The following is a 19,860-nucleotide window of genomic DNA, read 5'->3' on the forward strand; positions in this document are numbered from 1 at the left end:
GCTTACTTGTAGGTGACGTCGAAGGTGGCCAGGGCATTGACCTGACCGGTGCCGATACCGGACGTGGTGACCTGGTTCGGCGCTTCACCGGTGGTGGTGTCGAGCGCGGTGCGCACGTAGGAGGCGACGAAGTCGAAGGTGTTGGACTGGTTACGCAGGGCGTAGTCTTCGGTGGCCTTGTTCAGGGCCACTTTCGAGCCGGTGCGCGCGTCGTCGATCTGGATGGCGATGCCTTTGACCTGGTTCTCGCCGCTCAGGCCCAGCAAGGTGTTGTCCTGTGCGTCGGGCTGGCCGCTGAACTTGATCTGCACGTTGTTGCGGGTCTGCAGGCTGCAGTTGTCCAGCGTCAGCGAGAACTGCTTGGGCTTGGCCTTGGCGCCCACGGTGTTGGCGAAGTCGGCGATGCGTACCGGATCGAGGTTGACCGACTTGGTGACGTCGCTGGTGTTGATGGTGCAGGCGTTGTCGGTGACCGAGCCGGTGAAGACGATCTGGCCGCCGTCGGCGAACGACGCCGAGCTGGCCAGCAGGCAGCAGGTGCCGAAGGCCAGGCTGAGTTTTTTCACAGAGTTATGCATTGCAATGCCCTTTACGTTGAAGGATGACTGCCTGCCACTTCCGGTAGGCCAGTGCATGGTGCATTGCGCTGCGCGCACGAGACATTAGACGAATCTTAAACGCGCCTGGACGCGCTTTGGCTCGGCAGCAACTGAGCGTCACTGGGAACACAAAGCCTGCATGGAGACCACTGCCCGGCTCAATTTCCAGCCTTCTGCAAGGCGCTTTGTGGGAGCGGCCTTGCGTCGCGATTGGACCGCAGAGCGGTCCCGGCAATGGCAGCGGCGAAGCTGAAAACCTGGGACCGCTGCGCGGTCCGATCGCGACGCAAGGCCGCTCCCACGAGATCGTGCAGCCCTCCCGAAGTTGAGCAAGACCGCTGATCGGTGCTCGGTGAAAGACAGTTGGCTCCCCCAGGGGCCTGAACTGCGTCCTGGGGCACGACAACCTGCTATCACTCGGCCATTGCCCTGGCACCCCTCAAGTGGGATCATTCGCAACTGCACCTGATTCCCATCCAAGGCTGACCCTCGTGCCCGTCCAGCTCCTGCTCGCCGAAGACGACCCCCACCTGCGCCACGACCTGCAGCAGCATTTCCAGCGCCGCCAGTTCAGCGTGCAGGCCTGTGCCAATGGCACCGAGGCACTGACGGCGCTGGCCTCGGGTCGGTACGACCTGATCCTGCTGGACATCCTGCTGCCCGGCATCGACGGCCTGAGCCTGCTCGACGAACTGCGTCGTGGCCAGGCCGTGCCGGTGATGCTGATGTCGGCCCTGGGCGCCGAGCAGGACCGCATCAGCGGCTTCACCCGTGGCGCCGACGATTACCTGCCCAAGCCGTTCAGCCTCGCCGAACTGGATGCGCGGGTCGACGCCCTGCTGCGCCGCGTGGCCCTCGACCGACACCCACCTGTCGCGTTCACCGAAGGCGCGCTGTGCTTCGATCCGCTCGACCAGGATGTCACTCACCACGGCCTGCGGGCCGGGCTGACCGGCTCGGAGTTTCGCCTGCTGAGCACCCTCAAGGCACATGCAGGCGAGGCGCTGAGCAAACCGTTTCTGTACCAGAGCGTGCTGCACCGCCCCTACATGCGCCTGGATCGCGGCCTGGACGTGCACGTGTGCAACCTGCGCCGCAAACTGGCAGCCATCGGTGCCGGGCATTTGCAGATCCAGGCCGTGCGCGGCCAGGGCTACGTGCTGATCGACATGGCCCACGCCTGATGCGCCGCCATCCGCTGCTGTGGAAACTGGCGCTGCTGCAGGTGTGCTTCTGCCTGCTGCTGACCTGGCTTCTATGGACCTGGGGCCTGTCGGTGGAGCGCAGCACCTACTTCCTCGCCCCAGCCGAACGTGACTACCTGGCGCACTTCGCCGAACAGGCCGAACAGGCCTGGCAACGCGATGGCGCCCAGGGCGTGGAGCAGTACCGGCGCGCGCTGCAACGCCGCGAAGACACCTGGGTCGCCATCGTCGGCCCGCGCCTGCAAAGCCTGGGCAGCACGCCGCTTAGTGCCGAAGAAGCCAGTCGCCTGACCTTCATGCGCAAGCTCGACTGGCCCATGAGTCGGCGCCTGCAAGACGAGCTGCCCTACGTCAGCATCGCTTTTCCCACGCGGCCGCAGGACGGTCGCCTGGTCATCCAGTTGCCCGAGCACCTGCTGCCCACCGGCCTGACGCCCTGGACCCACGTCATCACCCATGGCGTGGCGCCTGCGCTGCTGGCACTGCTGCTCGGCCTGCTGCTGTACCGGCACCTGGTAGTGCCGCTCAACCGCCTGCGCGACCGCGCCGACGCGCTGCGCGCGGACAACCTGGACAGCCCCGGCCTGGCCCTGCACACCCGCCACGACGAGCTGGGTGAACTGGCACAGGCCTTCGAGCACCTGGCCCTGCGCCTGCGCCGCAGCCTCGATCAGCAGCGCCTGCTGCTGCGCACGCTGTCCCACGAACTGCGCACCCCGCTGGCGCGCCTGCGGATCGCCCATGACAGCCCACTGCCCCCCGAGCAACTGCGCCAGCGCCTGACGCGGGAAGTGGATGACATGCAGAAACTGCTGGAGGACACCCTCGATCTGGCCTGGATGGACACCGAGCGGCCACAGGTGCCGACCGCGCCGCTGCAGGTGCTGTCGGTGTGGGAGGCGCTGGTGCAGGACGCCTGCTTCGAAAGCGGCTGGGCGGCCGAGCGCCTGCCCTGCACGCTGGGGCCTGACTGCGTGGTACAGGCGCACCTGGACAGCCTGGCCCAGGCCTTGGAAAACCTGCTGCGCAACGCCATCCGCCACTCACCGCCGGGCGGCCGGGTGTGCCTCGACGGCTGGCGCGAGGGCGAACACTGGCACCTGTGCCTGCGCGACCAGGGCAGCGGGGTGCCGGACGACGCGCTGGAACGCATCTTCCAGCCCTACCAGCGCCTGCCCGACAGCGGCAGCGGCTTCGGCCTGGGCCTGGCCATCGCGCGCAGTGCCGTCGAGCTGCAGGGCGGTACGTTGTGGGCCAGCAACGGCCACCCAGGGTTGGTCCAGCATCTGCGGCTGCCGGCCGCGACAAGTGTTTAGAAAGTTAATGCGCTTTACTCTCAAATAGGAGTAATTACCATCTGTGATCTCTTGAATTCAGCCCGCCGTGCCGGAGATCCCAATGTCGCCCCGCTCGCTCAGTCCCGCCCCTTTCCTGCTGCTCTCCAGTTACCTGCTGGCCAGTGCGGTGCACGCCGCCACACCGCCTGGGGGAAGCGAACCGATCGAACTGGAGACCCAGACCGTCGTCGCCACCGCGCTGGAGGAAACCAAGCAGGCGCCGGGGGTCTCGGTGATCACCGCCGAGGACCTGAAGAAACGCCCGCCGGCCAATGACCTGTCGCAGATCATCCGCACCATGCCCGGCGTCAACCTCACCGGTAACTCCACCAGCGGCCAACGCGGCAACAACCGCCAGATCGACATCCGTGGCATGGGCCCGGAAAACACCCTTATCCTGGTCGGTGGCAAACCGGTGGCCAGCCGCAACGCCGTGCGCTATGGCTGGCGCGGCGAGCGCGACACCCGTGGCGACAGCAACTGGGTGCCGGCCGACCAGGTCGAGCGCATCGAGGTGATTCGCGGCCCGGCCGCTGCGCGCTACGGCTCCGGTGCCATGGGCGGGGTCATCAACATCATCACCAAGCAGCCGGGCGAGCAGACCCACGGCAACATGACCGTGTATCAGAACTTCCCGCAGCACGGCGAGGAAGGCGCCAGCAAGCGCGTCAGTTTCGGCCTCAACGGCCCGCTGACCGACGCCCTCAGCTACCGGGTGTACGGCAACGTGGCCAAGACCGATGCCGACGACTGGGACATCAACGAAGGCCACCAGTCCACGCGCAGCGGCAACCAGGTCGGCACCCTGCCTGCCGGTCGGGAAGGCGTGCGCAACAAGGACGTCAATGGCCTGCTGAGCTGGAAACTCGACCCTCGGCAGACGCTGGACCTGGAAGCCGGCTTCAGCCGCCAGGGCAATATCTACAGCGGCGACACCCAGAACACCAACTCCAATGCCACGGTCAAGCGCCTGCTCGGCCACGAAACCAACCTGATGTACCGCGAAAACTACGCCCTCACCCATCGCGGCGACTGGGACTTCGGCACCAGCATGGCCTATCTGCAATATGCCAAGACCCGCAACAGCCGCATCAACGAAGGGTTGGCCGGCGGCACCGAAGGCATTTTCAGCAACGCCGACATGTCCACCTCGACCCTGCGCGACCTCACCGCCCACGGCGAGCTGAACCTGCCGCTGCACGCCTGGCGCGACCAGACCCTGACCCTGGGCAGCGAATGGAGCCAGCAGAAGCTCGACGACCCCAGCTCCAACACCCAGAGCACCAGCGAAGGCGGCAGCGTCGCGGGCCTGGCCAGCAGCGGCCGTAGCACCACTTCGCAGGCGCAGATCTTCTCGCTGTTCGCCGAGGACAACATCGAACTGCAACCGGGCACCATGCTCACCCCGGCCCTGCGCCTGGACCATCACAGCGTGGTCGGCGACAACTGGAGCCCGTCGCTGAACCTGTCCCACGCGCTCACCGATGAACTGACGCTCAAGGCTGGCATCGCCCGCGCCTACAAAGCGCCGAACCTGTACCAGCTCAACCCCGACTACCTGCTCTACAGCCGTGGCCAGGGTTGCTACGGCCAGAGCACCAGTTGCTACCTGCAAGGCAACGACAAGCTCGAGGCCGAAACCAGCGTCAACAAGGAACTGGGCATCGAATTCCAGCGCGACGGCCTGGTGGCCGGCATCACCTACTTCCGCAACGACTACAAGAACAAGATCGACTCCGGTCTGGGTCGCATCGGCAGCGCCAGCGGCGGCACCGGCAGCTACGCCAATGCCGCGATCTACCAGTGGGAGAACATTCCCAAGGCGCTGGTCGAGGGTCTGGAAGGCACGCTGACCCTGCCACTGACCGAGCAGTTGAAGTGGACCAACAACTTCACCTACATGCTCCAGTCGAAGAACAAGGAAACCGGCGACACCCTCTCGGTGACCCCGGCCTACACCCTCAATTCGATGCTCGACTGGCAGGCCAGCGACGACCTGTCGCTGCAACTGAGCGTGGCCTGGTACGGCAAGCAGAAGCCGAAGAAATTCGACTACCACGGCGACCGCGTGACCGGCTCGTCCAACGACCAGGTGGCGCCCTATGCGCTGGTCGGCGCCAGCGGCACCTACGCGATCACGAAGCACCTGAGCCTGACCGCCGGCATCGACAACCTGTTCGACAAACGCCTGTTCCGCGCCGGCAACGCCCAGGGTGTGAACAACATCGACGGCGCCGGGGCCGCCACTTACAACGAACCCGGCCGCACCCTGTACACCAGCCTCACTGCCTCGTTCTGAGGCCGGTCGCCGCGCCGCCGCCCCGGCGCGGCCCCCATGGACGACCTGACGAGACCGCCTGATGAACACGTTTTTCTGCGCCCTGGCCCTGCTGCTGCCGCTGGCCGCACTTGCGCAACCCGCGCCCGAACAGACGATCGACACTCACCTGCTGCAACGCCACGACCTGCCCTATCGTTTCACGACCCTCGACCTGGACTCGGCAGATGGCCAGCGTCACTACCGCCTGTGGATCGGCAAGCCCGAGCGCCCGGCGCCGCCCGCCGGTTACCCGGTGCTGTGGATGCTCGATGGCAATGCGGCCCTCAGCGCCTTGCAGGCCCCGGCCCTGCGCCGACTGGCCGATGGACAGGCGCCGGTGCTGGTCGCCATCGGCTACCAGAGCGAGCAGCGCATCGAGCGCAGCGCCCGCACCTTCGACTACACGCCGCAGGTGCCGGGTCTTGCCGAGCAGCGCGACCCGCTGAGTGGTCAGCCCAGTGGCGGCGCCGATGCCTTTCTCGATCTTTTGGAGCAGCGCATGCGTCCGCTGCTGGCAGCGCAGCTCGCGCTGGATGCGCGGCACCAGACCTTATGGGGACACTCCTATGGCGGTCTGGCGGTGCTGCACGCGCTGTTCACTCGTCCGGGGATGTTCAGCGATTACGCCGCCGCCAGCCCGTCACTGTGGTGGCGTGATGGCGTCATCCTCAGCGAAGCCGACGGCCTGGCCGAGCGCCTCAAGGACCATCGCCCCCGCCTGCTGCTGATGCGCGGCAGCGAGGAGCCGGCCAACCCACGTGCGCCGCTGGGCAGCGACAGCGAAAACGCGCTGCAGCAACTGCGCGCCACGCTGGCGCCGATTCAGGCATTGCAGGTGAGCTACCGGCGCTTCGAGGGCCTGGGGCACGGGCCGATGCTACCGGCGTCACTGGCGGCGGTGCTGGAAACACTGGCCAACGACCCGCCCCCCTAGCCGCCCTGGCAGCGCCAGACGGTCTCGCGCAGGAAGCGGTCCAGCGCGGCGCTGTCACCACGTTCGCCGCGCTCCACCTCGACCGCCTCGGCGCGCATCAGCTCGGACTCGATGAACTGATGCAGCACGTCGTCGCGCGGCCCCACCTGCGCTTCGCCGGCCCGGCGCTTGCGCACCAGCAGGCGCTCGATCGCCTCGCGCAGTGGCGGCTCCTCGACCGTGCGGTCGAACAGCGTGGTGAAGGCCGTCGGCGGCATGCCAAGCCCGCGGTCGATCCAGCGCACCGCCAGCAGTGGGCGGATCACGTACAGGTACTTCTTCAGCCGCACCGTGTCGCCCAGCAAGTAGCCGCGCAGGTTCTTGCGCGCCATCGACAGATAATGATGGCGCACCGCACGCGGCGAATAGAACGCCTGGCCCAGCGCCGTCAGTTGCTCGCGCGCCTGCGTATCGGCGCGGTACACCAAGGGCGAACCCAGCCATTCGAGCAGGCTCGGGTTGGCCCCGCGCAGCAGGCGCAGCGCCTTGCGCAGTTCCCAGCCGCTGACGTCCAACTCATCGCTGAGCGGCCGCTCGATGACGTCGCGCGGCTCGTCCACCCGCAAGTACCACTCGGCGCGGTGAACGTAGATGAAGCGCACATCGTAGTCGCTGTCCGGCGAGGCGAAGCCCCAGGCGCGACTGCCGGATTCGCAGGCGTACAACACCGTGACGTCATGCTCGCGTTCGATGCGCTGAAGTTCTTCGAGCACCCGCGCACGCATGGCGTCGGACAGGGGATGGGGATCGTGCTCGTACATAGTGACTCTCTTCGCTTGAGCGCCTTGCCGGCGCTCCTCTCAACCTTTCACGCACACCACCTGACGCAGGGTGTGCAACACTTCGACCAGCTCGCGCTGGGCGTTCATGACCGCATCGATGTCCTTGTAGGCCATCGGGATTTCGTCGATCACCGCCGCATCCTTGCGGCACTCCACATGGGCAGTGGCGCGACGCTGGTCTTCGACGGTGAAACGCTGCTTGGCCTGGGTCCGGCTCAGCACCCGACCCGCGCCGTGGCTGCACGAGCAGAACGACTCGGCATTGCCCAGGCCCCGGACGATGAAACTCTTGGCGCCCATGGAGCCGGGAATGATGCCCAGCTCGTCCTGGCGCGCCGACACCGCCCCCTTGCGCGTCACCAGCACCTCCTGGCCGAAATGCTGCTCACGCTGCACGTAGTTGTGATGGCAGTTGATCGCCTCCAGGCTGGCCTCGAAGGGCCTGCCCAGCACACTGCGGGTCGCTGCCACGGTGGCGCGCATCATCAGCTCGCGGTTGTGCCGGGCGAAGTCCTGAGCCCACTCCACCGCCTCGACGTAGTCGGCGAAATACCGACTGCCTTCCTCGAAATACGCCAGGTTGCGGTCCGGCAAGTTGGCCAGGTGCTGACGCATGTCGGCCTGGGCGCGCTCGATGAACAGGCTGCCGATGGCATTGCCCACCCCGCGCGAGCCGCTGTGCAGCATGAACCAGACCCGGTCGGCTTCGTCCAGGCACACCTCGACGAAATGGTTGCCGCCGCCCAGGGTACCCAGGTGCTGGCGGTTATTGGTCTTCTCCAACTGAGGGTACTTGTCGGTGATCGCCTTGAAGCGCCCCGCCAGCGCGCTCCATGCCTGGTCGGCCTGGCTGGGCACATCGCCCCACGCCCCTTGGTCGCGACGCCCGTGCGTCTTGCCATGGGGCACCGCTTTCTCGATGGCGCTGCGCAGGCCGTGCAGGTTGTCCGGCAGGTCGCGGGCGTGCAGCGACGTGCGCGCCGCGATCATGCCGCAGCCGATATCGACACCCACCGCCGCCGGGATGATCGCCCCGACGGTGGGGATCACACTGCCGATGGTCGAACCCTTGCCCACGTGCACGTCGGGCATCACCGCCAGGTGCTTGAAGATGAACGGCAGGCGCGCCGTGTTCATCAGTTGCTGGCGCGCGGCGTCATCCACCGGCACGCCGTCGGTCCACAGTTTGATCGGCTTGCCGCCAGCCACTTCCAACAGATTCATCGTCGTGTTCCTTGTCGTCGCTCAGCCGGTCTTGAGGCTGACCAATCCATTCAATACTTGATCCAGACCACCGAACACGGAGATTCGGTCGATACGTTCGGCCACCCGCTCCAAGGTTTCCAGTTCCTTCAGGCGCAATGCCGTCGGGCTGCCTTCCATCACCTTGGCGGTGTTGAGCAGCGAGCGCGTCGCCTGGGTTTCCTCGCGGCGCCGGATCACGTTGGCCTGGGCCGCCTTCTCCGCCTCCACCACCTGCGCCAGCAGGGTCTTCATCTCGCCCGGCAGGATGATGTCGCGCACACCGAGGGTGCTGACCTCCAGGCCGCTGTCCGGCAGCAGCGTCTGCAAGTGCTCGCCGATGCGCGCGTCGATGTACTGCTTGTCGTCGAGCAACTCGTCCAGGGTGCGCGTGCCGACTGCCGCACGCAGGCCCAGTTGCAGCTCACGGTACAGGTGCTCCACCGGTTTGCTGAAGCGCGCATGGGCCATCAGCACATCGCTGTAGCGCCAGTTGGCGACCAGGTTCAGGCGCAGGCTCACCTTGTCGCGGGTGAGGATTTCCTGACCGTTGACTTCCAGCGCCTGCACTCGGGTATCGACGGTCTCCACAGCGACCTGGCTACCGCAGCGCCAGAAGCCGTATTGACCGGCCTGCAGGAGGTCGACCACGGCACCGTCGATCTTCAGCACACCCACATGGAACGCTGGCACGGTGACCAGCAGTACATGCTCGAGCCCAGCCAACCCCGGCCGGTTCAGCCGCGCCAGCAAGGCCGGTGGCACGCGGCGGCCCTGGGTCAGGTCGATGCGCTCCAGCGTGTGCTGGGCCTGGCCTTTCCAGTACAGGCGGCGGCTGTCCGGGCCGAGCAGTTCCATCAGCTTGCCATCTTCCAGGCGCAGGCCCAGTTCGTGTTCGCCCAGGTCCATGCGCTCGAAGTAGCGCTCGACCCGTTGTGGCTGGTGCTGGCGCAGGTAGCCGGCCAGCGGATGGTCGAACAGCGGGGTGTTGAGGTTGAAGGTCTGCACCGCCAGCCGGTCGTGCCAGTCGAAACGCGGATACAGCCCAGGCTCCAGGATCGCCTGGAAATCGCCCTCGTCGAGCAGCAGGCCGCGTTCGTTCTTTTTCACGATAAAGCGTTTCATCCATTTCATTGTTCTGTTCCTCTCATTCATGTGCAGGGTGCCGGTGGTGCCGACTCACCGAGCACTGGGGGCGGAACCCGGCGCAGTTCTGGGGCCGGGAGCCAGGCTCCAGCGGCGGCCGTCGTTGCGCCAGGTCCGGCCAGCAGGCCGGGTGAATCGGCGGTGGTGCCGGCAATGCTTGCCGACAAGGGGCCTTCCTGGCCCTGCACCGCACCAGCGGGTGTTGCGTCATAGCTACCTTAGGCGGGTAGTGCCGGGTCTCCCCGGCGAGCGTTCGAGCAGCCGTTTCACGGGTCTGCACGAGAACGACCGGTCGTTGCAGCGGCGGCATGCACGACACCGACACCGGAGTGGGTACGTGCACCGGCGGGGTGGTAACCCCTTGCCCGAGGGCCTGCCTGGCGATGCGGTCAGAGAGGTAATTGCGAACGCTGTGCCAGCTTTCCAGCGACACAACGCATAAAAATTTATCTCATTGATTTATAAGAATTTATTTTCGCCATCTGGTTGATCGAGATTTTCCACAGGTGATTGAAACCTGAAATTTAATATACGCTTTGATCATCACTTATCTTTTTGGATAAACCCGTGAATAAGTCACGCGTCGCCATCGGCTTTCTCGGCTCCACCCTCGACCGTAACGGCAAGGGCGCCGCGCGCTGGAACCGCTGGCGCCCCACCATCGGCCTGTGCCGCCAACCCGACCTGCCGCTGGACCGCCTGGAGCTGATCCATGGCCCGAGCGCCCGCGACCTCGGCTTGGCCGAGCGCATCCGCGCCGACGTGCAGCAGGTTTCGCCCGCCACCGAAGTGCGCCTGCACCCGCTCACCCTGCGCAACCCCTGGGACTTCGAGGAGGTCTACGGCGCCCTGCACGACTTCGCCAGCGACTACCGCTTCGACACCGAACGCGAGGACTACCTGGTGCACATCACCACGGGCACCCACGTCGCGCAGATCTGCTGGTTCCTGCTGACCGAGGCGCGCTACCTGCCGGCGCGCCTGGTGCAAACGGCACCCTCGCGCCAGCGCGACGAAGCCAGCGACCCCGCCGGCACGGCCACCCTGATCGACCTTGATCTGTCGCGTTACGACCAGATCGCCTCGCGCTTTCAACGCGAGCAGGCCCAGGGTCAGTCGCTGCTCAAGTCCGGCATCGCCACACGCAACGCGGCCTTCAACCGCACCATCGAGCAGATCGAACGGGTCGCCCTGCGCTCGCAGGCGCCGGTGCTGCTGGTCGGACCGACCGGCGCCGGCAAGTCGTTCCTGGCCCGGCGCATTCACGAACTCAAGCGCGGTCGCCATCAGCTCGAAGGACGATTCATCGAAGTGAACTGCGCGACCCTGCGCGGCGACGGCGCCATGTCTGCCCTGTTCGGCCACGCCAAGGGCGCCTTCACCGGCGCGCAAAACGCCCGCGAAGGCCTTTTGCGCGCAGCCGATGGCGGCATGCTGTTCCTCGACGAGATCGGTGAACTGGGCGCCGACGAGCAGGCCATGCTGCTCAAGGCCATCGAGGAAAAACGCTTCTTCCCGCTGGGCGCGGACCGCGAAGTGCAGAGCGATTTCCAGCTCATCGCCGGCACCCACCGCGACCTGCGCGCCAGAGTCGCCGACGGCTCGTTCCGCGAAGATTTGTTCGCCCGCATCAACCTGTGGACCTTCGCCCTGCCGGGCCTGGCCCAGCGCCGCGAAGACATCGAGCCCAACCTGGACTTCGAACTGCAACGCCACGCCCGCGAGCAAGGTCGCCAGGTGCGCTTCAACCTGCAAGCCAAACGCCGTTACCTGGCCTTCGCCCATGCCAGCGAAGCGCGCTGGGCCGGCAACTTCCGCGAGCTGTCGGCTTCGATCACGCGCATGGCCACCCTGGCCGACAGCGGGCGCATCGACGAAGCCTTGGTCAGCGAGGAAATCGAGCGATTGCGTCACGCCTGGGGGCTGGATAGCCAGACCGAGGACGATACGCTGCTGGCCGGGCGCGAACTCGACCTGTTCGATCGGGTACAGCTACGCGCCGTGATCGACGTGTGTCGGCGCTCGGCCAGCGTGTCCGAGGCCGGACGCGAGCTGTTTGCCGTGTCGCGGCAAGAGAAGGCCAACCCCAACGACGCTGATCGCCTGCGCAAGTACCTGGCGCGGTTTGGGTTGGCGTGGCAGCAGGTGAAGGGCGAGAGGTGAAGGCGTTGCAGAAGCGGTCAACCTGGAGCGACCCGCAGCACGCTCGCCCACGCATGACGTGAGCGAGCGACTGGGCGTCAGGACGGGAGCTTGAGCGGCGTTTTCGCCAGCTGTCGCCAGGTGCTCACGATGACCTCGGGAACACCCAGCGAGTTGCGCAACTCGGACTCCTTGAGCGTCTTGTATGCCTCGAAATGCTGCAGCAACAGGTCCTTGTTCGGGTTGTTCCCCTCTTTGTCACGGCTGGCCTGACGACATTCCATGACCTTGGTCTTCCAACTCGCTGGCAGCGGGACCTCACCGACCTCCAGATCATCCACATACCAGACGAAGTTGCGGCAACTGCCGCCGCTGGTATCGCCCAGGGCACAAAGGGTCTGCTCGTGCTGATGCACTTTCGCCCTTCGGTCGGCGATGATCTTCGGCCAGAGTTTCTCGGCGAAATCGGCGTACTTCAATGCAGCCTTGGCCACAGTTCCGTCGTCGGGGCGGCCGTAGCTGGACAGCAGTGGATCACGCGCTACGCCGTCGCGCCCCAGATTGCCGGGATCGACTACGGCCATCTCCTGGAACAGGGCCAATTGCAGGCTCGCCGCGATCAGAAATACGCTGAAGCCCAGTTTCGCGTACTTGTCGCTCATCAGGGTTCCCAGCATGCCGTTCGGCCCGGACAGGAAGGTCGACTCATATTTCTGCAGCAAGGTGAACAGGTGCTTGCGGTCTTCCAGTACGGTCAGGTCCCGAGCGGCCTTGGCCGGCAGGTATTCGTACTCCAAGTGCTGCTGGATGTTCTTGATGGCACCGTCGACGCTGTCGATCAAGCTCTGCTGCAGCTCTTGGCCGACGATCCGCTTCATCTCTACGTAGACTTTGTCGAAGTAACTGGGCACCCCTGGCGGGAATACCGACTCGAACAACGACTTGGCGATCGCCCCACCGAGCGAAGACAGCAAGCTACCCGCAAGCTTGGAGCCGATGGTCGCCAGCACCTCCTCAGGGTTGTCCAGGAACAGTTCAGTATCGGCCGTGTCGGACAGCACCTTGGGCATCGCCCCGAGGAAAAGCAGGCGTCCGTCCTGATCCACCGCCACGTCCTTGAACAGATAAACCAATTGGCCGAAGTTGGTGGTGCGCAGCAGCACGACAGATCGAGGACGTGCACCGTTGAAGGGTTTGTTCAAGTAGGTGAACGTTTCGTCCTGCAGCACTTCGCCCTCGAGTAGCGGCGTTTCACGCTGTATCGACTGCATGACGCACGCCGTGCGCGCAGCATGTTGGCGCAGTACAGAATCACGCAGGGAGGGCAAAGCGTCGGGTGACGCCACGGGGATCGCCGACATCGGCGCAATCATCTTGCCCAACGTGGCCTCGTCCATGTCATGCGTACCGTGATGGGCGAGATACTGCAGCATGTGTCGCCTGGCGTAGTCTGGCGGCGCGTCGGGGTAGACCTGGGCGATACCGAAGATAAAACCGACATTGATAACGTGATCGAGCGCTTTTGCGTCTTGCATCATGACTCCTGGATCCCTGGGGAGAGCGAGAGTGGACGGTAGTTATCAGAGCTGGAAATAAGGATGTGCCGGACGGCAACGAGAGCCGAAATGGAGAGGTTTGAGTGGGTAGCGCTCCGCAATTGATATCAAAGAGCCATCAATAGCCGAATTGGTGATATCACGCAATAGCCATTCGATCAGACCTGCTCCCCAGCGCAGTGCCTGATCGTTGGCATGACTGTTTCACGACGACTGCTTCACGACGACTGTTTCACGACGACTTCACTGAGCCCACAGCGCCAAGGCCCTTCACGCATAGGCGTACTTGAGCACGTACACACTCAGTTCCCGGAACACCGACTGCGGAATCGCCGGCATCAGCGCCTGGGCCTTTTCCAGCGTCTGGCAGCAGTGCTGCACCATCTGCTGACGAGCGGGCGCATCGACCATCCCGGCATGCACCACCTGCGAGTACTGCACGTAGGAACAGGGGAAGTTGGCCTGTTCGCTGCGGATGATCTGGAAGTGCGGATTGAGCTGCGGCGCTGTCACGAACGGCTGGCCCTTGAAGTCAGGCTGCGGCGTCAAAGCGGCGGGCGCCTCGCAGCGGCTATGGCACAGCGCCTGGCTTTCCATGCCGGTTTCGAACCCTCGGTGATACAAGGTGATCTCCGAGCCGGGCACCTGGGTGCAGGCATTCTCGAACGCATCGAGGATCGCGCGGGCATTGCCCTGGGAGGTCTCGATTTTGCTCAGCGGCACGAAACGCTCGAATTCGTCCTTTGCCACCGCCTTCACGCCACGGTGCAGCGTGGCCCAGTGACTGAACTCCTTCTGGCAAGCGATCAGGTGCACCTCGAAGCGATAGCCGAGCGCCACAGCGGTCGCGGGGAAGCTGGCGAAGTCGGCGCTGTCCAGCGCGCTCTCCATGATGATGTTGTAGCGGTTCTGGAAGGCGTAGCTGAACAGCTTGTTGCCCAATGCCCAGATGAACGGCTCGGTCTGCGCGTAGACTTCCAGCCCGCTCAACGCGCGCATCTGCTCATAGCGTGGATGCAGGGCGCGGTACGCCGGCACATAGAGGCGTACGTAGTTGTCGTAGGCGTTGCCGGGCAACAGGTGGTTTTCCAGCAGGTAGGTTTTGCCTGAGCCCTGTGCACCCGCGACGATGAGCAGCTTTGGCTCGGGCTGACCGTCACTGCCCACATCGCGGGTCTTGTCGAACAAGGTGGCGCTGATGGCCTCGAACACGGCCTGCAACTCGGCTTCGGTGTAGGGATAAGGATGGGACATGAGGACGTTCTCCAGGCGAATGACCCGTGATCGGGTCGGCCGCTGAACTGTCCATCAGGTGCTACTGGCGGGCGCGGTAGATAAAGCCCGCACCCAGTCTTCGCTGGACTGGGTGCAGAGCATGGGCTCACTGCAGTTTCAACTGGGCCTTGAGAAACGCATACAGCAGTGCCGCGCTCTTGCGATAACCGTCGGCCGTCAGGTGCACCAGGTCGGGCCGCCCCAGGCCGCTGGCCTGCCAGGCGGCGATCGAGCACGGCCCACCCATTTCGGCCTGCCAGTCCCAGAACAGGGCCTTGTACTTCTGCGCCGTCTGGCGCTGGATACGTACCACACCGGCCAGCGGCTGCGGCTGACGCGCCGCGCAACTGGCCGCGCGGCGCTGCTTGATCGAGTCCGGCGGGCCGACCAACAGGATCGCCGCCTTGGGCATCTGCTGGCGCAGTTGGCTGAGCGTGGCCTCGAGGTGCGCCTGGTACGCCTGGAGGTCAAGCGTGTCGTCGAACGCTTCGTTGGTGCCATAGGCCAGGATCACTAAGTCCGGGCGCAACGCCTTGAGCGTGTCCTGCCAGCCGGCCTGCCACTTGTCCACCACCTCCAGCCGCGCACCGTTGATGCCCAGCGACGAATAAGTCACCCCGGCGTTCTTCTGCCCCTGGATGTACCAACCGCCCAGCGCTACCCCCTTGGCACCCTCGACACTCAACTTCACCGGCAATCCGAGGTTGACGAACGCCGGGCTCAAGCGCCACTGGCCATTGCTGGCCGGCAGCATGCGCCGTTGGCTACCGTTGGCAACCAGCGTGGCGCTGCGGCTGGCTTGATACAGCGCGGAGATCCGGTAGCGCTGCGCGTCGGGATCGCGCGCCTGGATGTTCACCGCCGCCCGTTCGGCCAGCGGCGTCGACAGATAGCCGCCGAGGGGGAAGCGCTCGCTCTGCTGATTGCGCGCCGACACCAGTTCCCACTGGCGTCGCTCGCTGGTGATGATCACCCGGTCGCTGCGAATGCCCGGCACCGGCGAAGCCGGCACCAGGCCGATGCCGCCGTCGCCATAGCGCGCCTGCAGCAGCTTGCGCAGCTCGCCGCTGAACAGGTCGGCAGCGGTGTGCGAGTCGCCCAATTGCACGATGGAGATCGGCGTGCGCCCCGCCGTCCGGAACTTGCCGGCCAGCAGCGCCAGGTTGCCGTCGTCGCGTGCGGCAACGCTGGCGCGTACGGGTGCCTTGGCGGAGGCCTGGGGCGGCGCGCTGGCGCCGGTGCTGCAAGCCGGCAAAGCGCTGACGATCAGCGCCACGCCCAGCAGGTGATGCCATTGGCGCATCTCAATGTCCTGTTGCGGTCAGGACCGGGAATTCGATCAACGACAGCACCTGTGCGGCGATCATCTTCTGGCCCGTGATGGTGAAATGAATGCCGTCGTCGACCCGGACCTTGACCCGCTTGCCCTCCGGCGTTTGCACCGTATACGAGAACTGATCGTCGTCATAGCCGAGAATCGGATTGGCCGAAATGTAGTGCTGGCCGAACTGCGCGGTGCGTTCCTGATACAGCCCGCTGAGGTACTGCATGGCCGTCGACAGCCGCGCTTTCTCCATGTTCGGCGGGCCGACCCAGATCACTTGGACGTTGTGCTCGCGCGCGCGTTCGAGAATGGCGTCGATGCGCGCGCGATAGGCCGACTCCCAGTCCGGCGACTTGAAGCGCAGGAAGGGTCTGCCCTTGCCTTGGGGCATGTCCCAGGGATCGTTGGGACCGAGGAACACCACCATCAGACGGATCTTCGGATCGCCGGCCAAGGTGTCGGCCACGGTGCGCGGCCAGTCGAAGAATCCGGGGTAAGCCAGGCCGGTGCTCTGCCGACTGAGGTTGATGGTGTTGATCTGGTAACGCTTGCGCAGGCTGTTGGCCAGATGAGGGGCGACTCCCTGCATCAGCGAGTCACCCACCAGGAACACTTCGTCGCCAGCGGCGAGGGTGGCCATGGCTCCCTTGGCAGGCATCGGCGCATCGGCGGGCGACACTGCAGGCGTCGGCGTTACCGGTGCGGCGGGCTCATGGACAGGCACCGCTGCGGGCACCGGCGGGTGCACGGCGGCAGGCGCCTGCACGTCGACGGTGACCACCGGCAACGCGGGCGGCAAGTCCACCAGCGGCGGCGCCTCGGCCAACGCGATCTGCCCACGCAGGCTGTCGAGGAAGCTGTCGCGACCATGCTCCAGCGCCGCCGTCAGGCCGGCACCGAGGCGCCAGGTGGACGACTGCCCCAGCAGCGGCAATTCGCAACTGCGATGGTACTTCTGCTGGCAATACAGGCCGATCGAATCCTGGTTCAACCAGAACAGCACAACGGTGGTCACCAGCAGGGCATACAGCGTGCGCAAGGCGCCGATCTGCACCTGGAACAGGCGGCTGTCAGAAACTGGCATAGATGAACCCCGGCACGCCTGACTGCGAAGCGAAGATGACCAGCGACACGAACAGCGCCAGCGGCAAGGGATACACCTGCCAGGGCAGGCGCTGGCTGACGGCGAAGCCCTGGCGCAGGGTGGTCAGCCACAGCGGGTACGTGGCGATGTACAGCACGCAGGCCAGCAGTAGCACGCCGGTGCTGGAGTCGAGTCCGGCCAGGCTGATCTGGGCGATGTCACCGAGCATTTCCCAGGCGCCCTCCAGCGTCGGGCTGCGGAAGAAGATCCAGGCGAAGGCGACATAGTGGAAGGTCAGCAGGCGCGCCAGCAGATCGGAGCCCGGCACGCGGGCGAAGCCGGGGCACCACTGTTCGAACAGCTTGTACACCGCCAGGCCAACGCCGTGTAGCGCCCCCCACAGGATGAAGTTCAGGCTGGCGCCATGCCACAGACCGGAGATCAGCATGGCCAGCAGCATGTTCAGGTTGCCGCGCCATACGCCTTGGCGATTGCCGCCCAGGGGAATGTAGATGTAGTCGCGGATGAAGCGCGACAGGCTGATGTGCCAGCGCCCCCAGAACGCCTTGAGGTTGCGCGCGGCATAGGGTGCATTGAAGTTGTCCGGCAGCCGGAAGCCCAGCAGCAGGGCAATGCCGGTGACCAGGTGGGTATAGCCGCTGAAGTTGAAGTAGATCAGCAAACTGTAGCCATAGACGGCGAGCAGCACCTGCTCGGGGGTGTGGCTGCCGGGCGTCTCGAACACCGGATCGACCCACTGGCTGCCCAGCCAGCCGCTGAGCAGGAACAGCTTGACCACGGCCAGGGCAATCAGCCCGAGCGCGCGTTGGGGTTCGAGCACCTCGCGCAGGGTGGTGGGGCGGATCTGCGGCAGCAGGTGCTCGGCGCGGTTGACCGGGCCGGCGATCAGGCTGGGGAAAAAGGCCAGGTACAGGGCCAGGTCCAGTGGCGCAGCCGAGCCCATTTCGCCGCGGTTGATCGACACCAGGTAGCTGACCGAATGAAAGGCGTAGAACGACAGGCCGATGGGCACCAGCAATTCGAGCACCGGCAGCGACAGGTCGAGCCCGGCGCTGGCGAAGGCGCTCTGCACGCCGCTGGCGAAAAACTCCTGGTACTTGAACAGGTAAAAGCAGCCCAGCACCAGGGTGAGCAGCAGCGCGCCATTGAACCAGCGTCCTGGCTGGCGCGCCGCCAGCAAGCCGAGCAGATACACCGCCCCGCTATAGCCGAGCAGGACGTACAGCGACTCCAGGCTGAAGCTGGCCACCAGGGCATAGCTGGCCACCAGCAACAACAGGTTCTGCAGCCGCACGCTCCAGCACAGACACCAGTAGAGGACGAAGAAGAGCGTGAAGCTCAGGCCGAATTCGATCGAAAGGAAGCTCACACTGTAATCCGTTACGTGACCTTGAAGGCTTGAGGGAGAAGCGCCCGATTAAGCGCCGTTGAGGCTCGGAGCGGTGCATGATGCGAGTCACTCAGGGCTGCTTGGCAGACCCGAAGGCATTGAGTGAAGAACATCCCAAGATCAGAGCGGGCAGGATTATGGCAGAGGGTAAATGGGTGCTCAATCCGACTGATCCTGAAAATGCAATAAGAATGTTCCGAGCCAAATGCAACAAAATGCGTCAAACACCCTGCGTCAGATTCCCGGCCGCCATTTGCTCGCTCCGCGTCGCTCTGCTAGTGTCGCGCCGTTGAAACCGCCACCGAGACAGCCGCCATGGCCCGCAAGAAGACCTCCATCGATTTCGAACAATCCCTCGCCGACCTGCAAGCCTTGGTCGAGCGCCTGGAGACCGGCGAGCTGTCGCTGGAAGAGTCGCTGGCAGCGTTCGAGCAGGGCATCGCCCTGACCCGCGACTGCCAGGGCGCCCTGTCCCAGGCCGAGCAGAAGGTGCAGATCCTCCTCGAGCGCGACGGCGAGCTGGCCGCCCAGCCCTTCGACGCGGAACCGGAGGCATGATCGCGCGCTACCAGGCGCAGAGCCAAGCGCGCGTCGACGCCGCCCTCGAACCGCTGTTCGTGGCGCCGTCCAAGGAACTCGAGCGTCTTTACGCGGCCATGCGCTACAGCGTGATGAACGGAGGCAAGCGTGTGCGTCCGCTGCTCGCCTACGCCGCCTGCGAAGCCTTCGGTGTCGAGGCCGAGCGTGCCAACGGCGCGGCCTGCGCGGTGGAGCTGATCCACGCCTACTCGCTGGTGCACGACGACCTGCCGGCCATGGATGACGATGACCTGCGCCGCGGCCAGCCGACCACCCACAAGGCCTTCGACGAAGCCTGTGCCATCCTCGCCGGCGACGGCCTGCAGAGCCTGGCCTTCAGCGCCCTGCTCGACGATCGTCTGAGCCCGCAGACCGATGCCATCCGCCTGGCCATGGTGCAGGCCCTGGCCCTGGCTGCGGGGCCGGCCGGCATGGTCGGCGGCCAGGCCATCGACCTCGGCTCGGTCGGCATCAAACTCGACCAGCCCGCCCTGGAATTCATGCACCGGCACAAGACCGGCGCGCTGATCGAAGCCAGCGTGCGCCTCGGCGCCCTGGCCAGTGGCCGCGCCGAGCCTGCGCAGTTGCAGGCGCTGCAAGGTTATGCACGCGCAGTCGGCCTGGCGTTCCAGGTGCAGGACGACATCCTCGACGTGGAAAGCGATACCGCGACCCTGGGCAAACGCCAGGGCGCCGACATCGCCCGCGACAAACCGACCTACCCGGCGCTGCTGGGCCTGCAGGCGGCCAAGGCGTACGCAATCGAACTGCGCGACCAGGCGCTGGTCGCACTTGAAGGGTTCGGCGAAAACGCCGAGCCATTGCGGGACCTGGCGCGCTACATCGTCGAACGCCGCCACTGAATGTGCGGGGCTGCTGCACGGC

The 19,860-nt window shown here is 65.4% G+C and carries 16 protein-coding genes; 7 read left to right on the forward strand and 9 right to left on the reverse strand.

The features are described 5' to 3' along the window. Positions 1–2: 2 nt before the first annotated feature. Positions 3–578 carry a fimbrial protein gene (locus tag NJ69_RS15880; RefSeq protein WP_029614795.1) on the reverse strand — a complete coding sequence of 192 codons (576 nt, stop codon included), beginning with the start codon at positions 576–578 and terminating at the stop codon, positions 3–5. A 512-nt stretch (positions 579–1,090) separates the two neighbouring features. Between NJ69_RS15880 and NJ69_RS15885 the strand changes: the two genes are divergently transcribed. The 4 genes from NJ69_RS15885 (at position 1,091) to NJ69_RS15900 (ending at position 6,395) form a co-directional block, all read left to right on the forward strand. Next, complete coding sequence (locus NJ69_RS15885) at positions 1,091–1,783, forward strand: response regulator transcription factor (protein ID WP_039580702.1); 693 nt, start codon at positions 1,091–1,093, stop codon at positions 1,781–1,783. Then, positions 1,783–3,120, forward strand: a complete 1,338-nt coding sequence (locus NJ69_RS15890) for a HAMP domain-containing sensor histidine kinase (RefSeq protein ID WP_039580705.1) — start codon at positions 1,783–1,785, stop codon at positions 3,118–3,120. Before NJ69_RS15885 ends, NJ69_RS15890 begins: the two co-directional genes overlap by 1 nt. 82 nt (positions 3,121–3,202) lie before the next feature. Next, complete coding sequence (locus NJ69_RS15895; protein ID WP_039580708.1) at positions 3,203–5,440, forward strand: TonB-dependent siderophore receptor; 2,238 nt, start codon at positions 3,203–3,205, stop codon at positions 5,438–5,440. Positions 5,441–5,501: 61 nt separating this feature from the next. Continuing rightward, complete coding sequence (locus NJ69_RS15900) at positions 5,502–6,395, forward strand: alpha/beta hydrolase (RefSeq protein ID WP_039580711.1); 894 nt, start codon at positions 5,502–5,504, stop codon at positions 6,393–6,395. Here the strand turns inward: NJ69_RS15900 and NJ69_RS15905 are convergent. The 3 genes from NJ69_RS15905 to NJ69_RS15915 are packed head-to-tail and all read right to left on the reverse strand — an operon-like array spanning position 6,392 to position 9,592. Then, the gene (locus NJ69_RS15905; protein ID WP_039580714.1) at positions 6,392–7,195 is read right to left on the reverse strand and encodes a nucleotidyltransferase domain-containing protein; all 804 of its coding nucleotides are present in this window, start codon (positions 7,193–7,195) and stop codon (positions 6,392–6,394) included. The two genes, NJ69_RS15900 and NJ69_RS15905, sit on opposite strands and share 4 nt — an antisense overlap. A 39-nt stretch (positions 7,196–7,234) precedes the next feature. Next, positions 7,235–8,440: an RtcB family protein gene (locus NJ69_RS15910; protein ID WP_039580717.1), complete on the reverse strand. Its 1,206-nt coding sequence runs from the start codon at positions 8,438–8,440 to the stop codon at positions 7,235–7,237. A gap of 21 nt (positions 8,441–8,461) precedes the next feature. After that, on the reverse strand, positions 8,462–9,592 hold the full coding sequence (locus tag NJ69_RS15915; protein ID WP_039580719.1) for a slipin family protein: 1,131 nt from the start codon (positions 9,590–9,592) through the stop codon (positions 8,462–8,464). Between the two features lie 579 nt (positions 9,593–10,171). On the opposite strand from NJ69_RS15915, the gene rtcR reads away from it, so the two are divergent. Then, positions 10,172–11,767 carry an RNA repair transcriptional activator RtcR gene (rtcR, locus tag NJ69_RS15920; protein WP_039580721.1) on the forward strand — a complete coding sequence of 532 codons (1,596 nt, stop codon included), beginning with the start codon at positions 10,172–10,174 and terminating at the stop codon, positions 11,765–11,767. Positions 11,768–11,844: 77 nt separating this feature from the next. Here rtcR and NJ69_RS15925 read toward each other — a convergent pair whose 3' ends face one another. The 5 genes from NJ69_RS15925 to NJ69_RS15945 form a co-directional block, all read right to left on the reverse strand. Then, positions 11,845–13,281 (reverse strand): hypothetical protein, encoded by a 1,437-nt coding sequence (locus NJ69_RS15925; RefSeq protein ID WP_039580723.1) that lies wholly within the window; start codon positions 13,279–13,281, stop codon positions 11,845–11,847. Between the two features lie 291 nt (positions 13,282–13,572). After that, a complete protein-coding gene (locus NJ69_RS15930) occupies positions 13,573–14,556 on the reverse strand; it encodes a zeta toxin family protein (protein ID WP_039580726.1) in 984 nt (327 codons plus the stop codon). A gap of 127 nt (positions 14,557–14,683) precedes the next feature. Continuing rightward, positions 14,684–15,880, reverse strand: coding sequence for an SGNH/GDSL hydrolase family protein (locus NJ69_RS15935; protein ID WP_039580729.1), 1,197 nt, complete (start codon positions 15,878–15,880; stop codon positions 14,684–14,686). A 1-nt stretch (position 15,881) separates the two neighbouring features. Beyond that, positions 15,882–16,985 carry a DUF459 domain-containing protein gene (locus tag NJ69_RS15940; protein ID WP_039580731.1) on the reverse strand — a complete coding sequence of 368 codons (1,104 nt, stop codon included), beginning with the start codon at positions 16,983–16,985 and terminating at the stop codon, positions 15,882–15,884. Beyond that, a complete protein-coding gene (locus NJ69_RS15945) occupies positions 16,972–18,375 on the reverse strand; it encodes an MBOAT family O-acyltransferase (protein ID WP_039580733.1) in 1,404 nt (467 codons plus the stop codon). Before NJ69_RS15945 ends, NJ69_RS15940 begins: the two co-directional genes overlap by 14 nt. A 336-nt stretch (positions 18,376–18,711) precedes the next feature. Here NJ69_RS15945 and NJ69_RS15950 point away from each other — a divergent pair, with 336 nt between their 5' ends. Both NJ69_RS15950 and ispA read left to right on the forward strand, forming a co-directional pair. Continuing rightward, entirely contained in the window at positions 18,712–18,954 is a 243-nt protein-coding gene (locus NJ69_RS15950) for an exodeoxyribonuclease VII small subunit (protein ID WP_029614518.1), read from the forward strand. Beyond that, a complete protein-coding gene (gene ispA, locus NJ69_RS15955) occupies positions 18,951–19,838 on the forward strand; it encodes a (2E,6E)-farnesyl diphosphate synthase (protein ID WP_039580736.1) in 888 nt (295 codons plus the stop codon). Before NJ69_RS15950 ends, ispA begins: the two co-directional genes overlap by 4 nt. Positions 19,839–19,860 lie beyond the last annotated feature (22 nt).

This window comes from Pseudomonas parafulva, from assembly GCF_000800255.1.
GTDB classification, from domain to species: domain Bacteria; phylum Pseudomonadota; class Gammaproteobacteria; order Pseudomonadales; family Pseudomonadaceae; genus Aquipseudomonas; species Aquipseudomonas boreofloridensis.

Bases quoted from the DNA above. Each gene is read 5' to 3' on its own strand.
- NJ69_RS15880 (WP_029614795.1), bottom strand. From the start codon at position 578: ATGCATAACTCTGTGAAAAAACTCAGCCTGGCCTTCGGCACCTGCTGC.
- NJ69_RS15930 (WP_039580726.1), bottom strand. From the start codon at position 14,556: ATGTCCCATCCTTATCCCTACACCGAAGCCGAGTTGCAGGCCGTGTTC.
- NJ69_RS15910 (WP_039580717.1), bottom strand. From the start codon at position 8,440: ATGAATCTGTTGGAAGTGGCTGGCGGCAAGCCGATCAAACTGTGGACC.
- NJ69_RS15915 (WP_039580719.1), bottom strand. From the start codon at position 9,592: ATGAAATGGATGAAACGCTTTATCGTGAAAAAGAACGAACGCGGCCTG.
- NJ69_RS15940 (WP_039580731.1), bottom strand. From the start codon at position 16,985: ATGCCAGTTTCTGACAGCCGCCTGTTCCAGGTGCAGATCGGCGCCTTG.
- NJ69_RS15950 (WP_029614518.1), top strand. From the start codon at position 18,712: ATGGCCCGCAAGAAGACCTCCATCGATTTCGAACAATCCCTCGCCGAC.
- NJ69_RS15925 (WP_039580723.1), bottom strand. From the start codon at position 13,281: ATGCAAGACGCAAAAGCGCTCGATCACGTTATCAATGTCGGTTTTATC.
- ispA (WP_039580736.1), top strand. From the start codon at position 18,951: ATGATCGCGCGCTACCAGGCGCAGAGCCAAGCGCGCGTCGACGCCGCC.
- NJ69_RS15900 (WP_039580711.1), top strand. From the start codon at position 5,502: ATGAACACGTTTTTCTGCGCCCTGGCCCTGCTGCTGCCGCTGGCCGCA.
- NJ69_RS15935 (WP_039580729.1), bottom strand. From the start codon at position 15,880: ATGCGCCAATGGCATCACCTGCTGGGCGTGGCGCTGATCGTCAGCGCT.
- NJ69_RS15890 (WP_039580705.1), top strand. From the start codon at position 1,783: ATGCGCCGCCATCCGCTGCTGTGGAAACTGGCGCTGCTGCAGGTGTGC.
- NJ69_RS15895 (WP_039580708.1), top strand. From the start codon at position 3,203: ATGTCGCCCCGCTCGCTCAGTCCCGCCCCTTTCCTGCTGCTCTCCAGT.
- NJ69_RS15905 (WP_039580714.1), bottom strand. From the start codon at position 7,195: ATGTACGAGCACGATCCCCATCCCCTGTCCGACGCCATGCGTGCGCGG.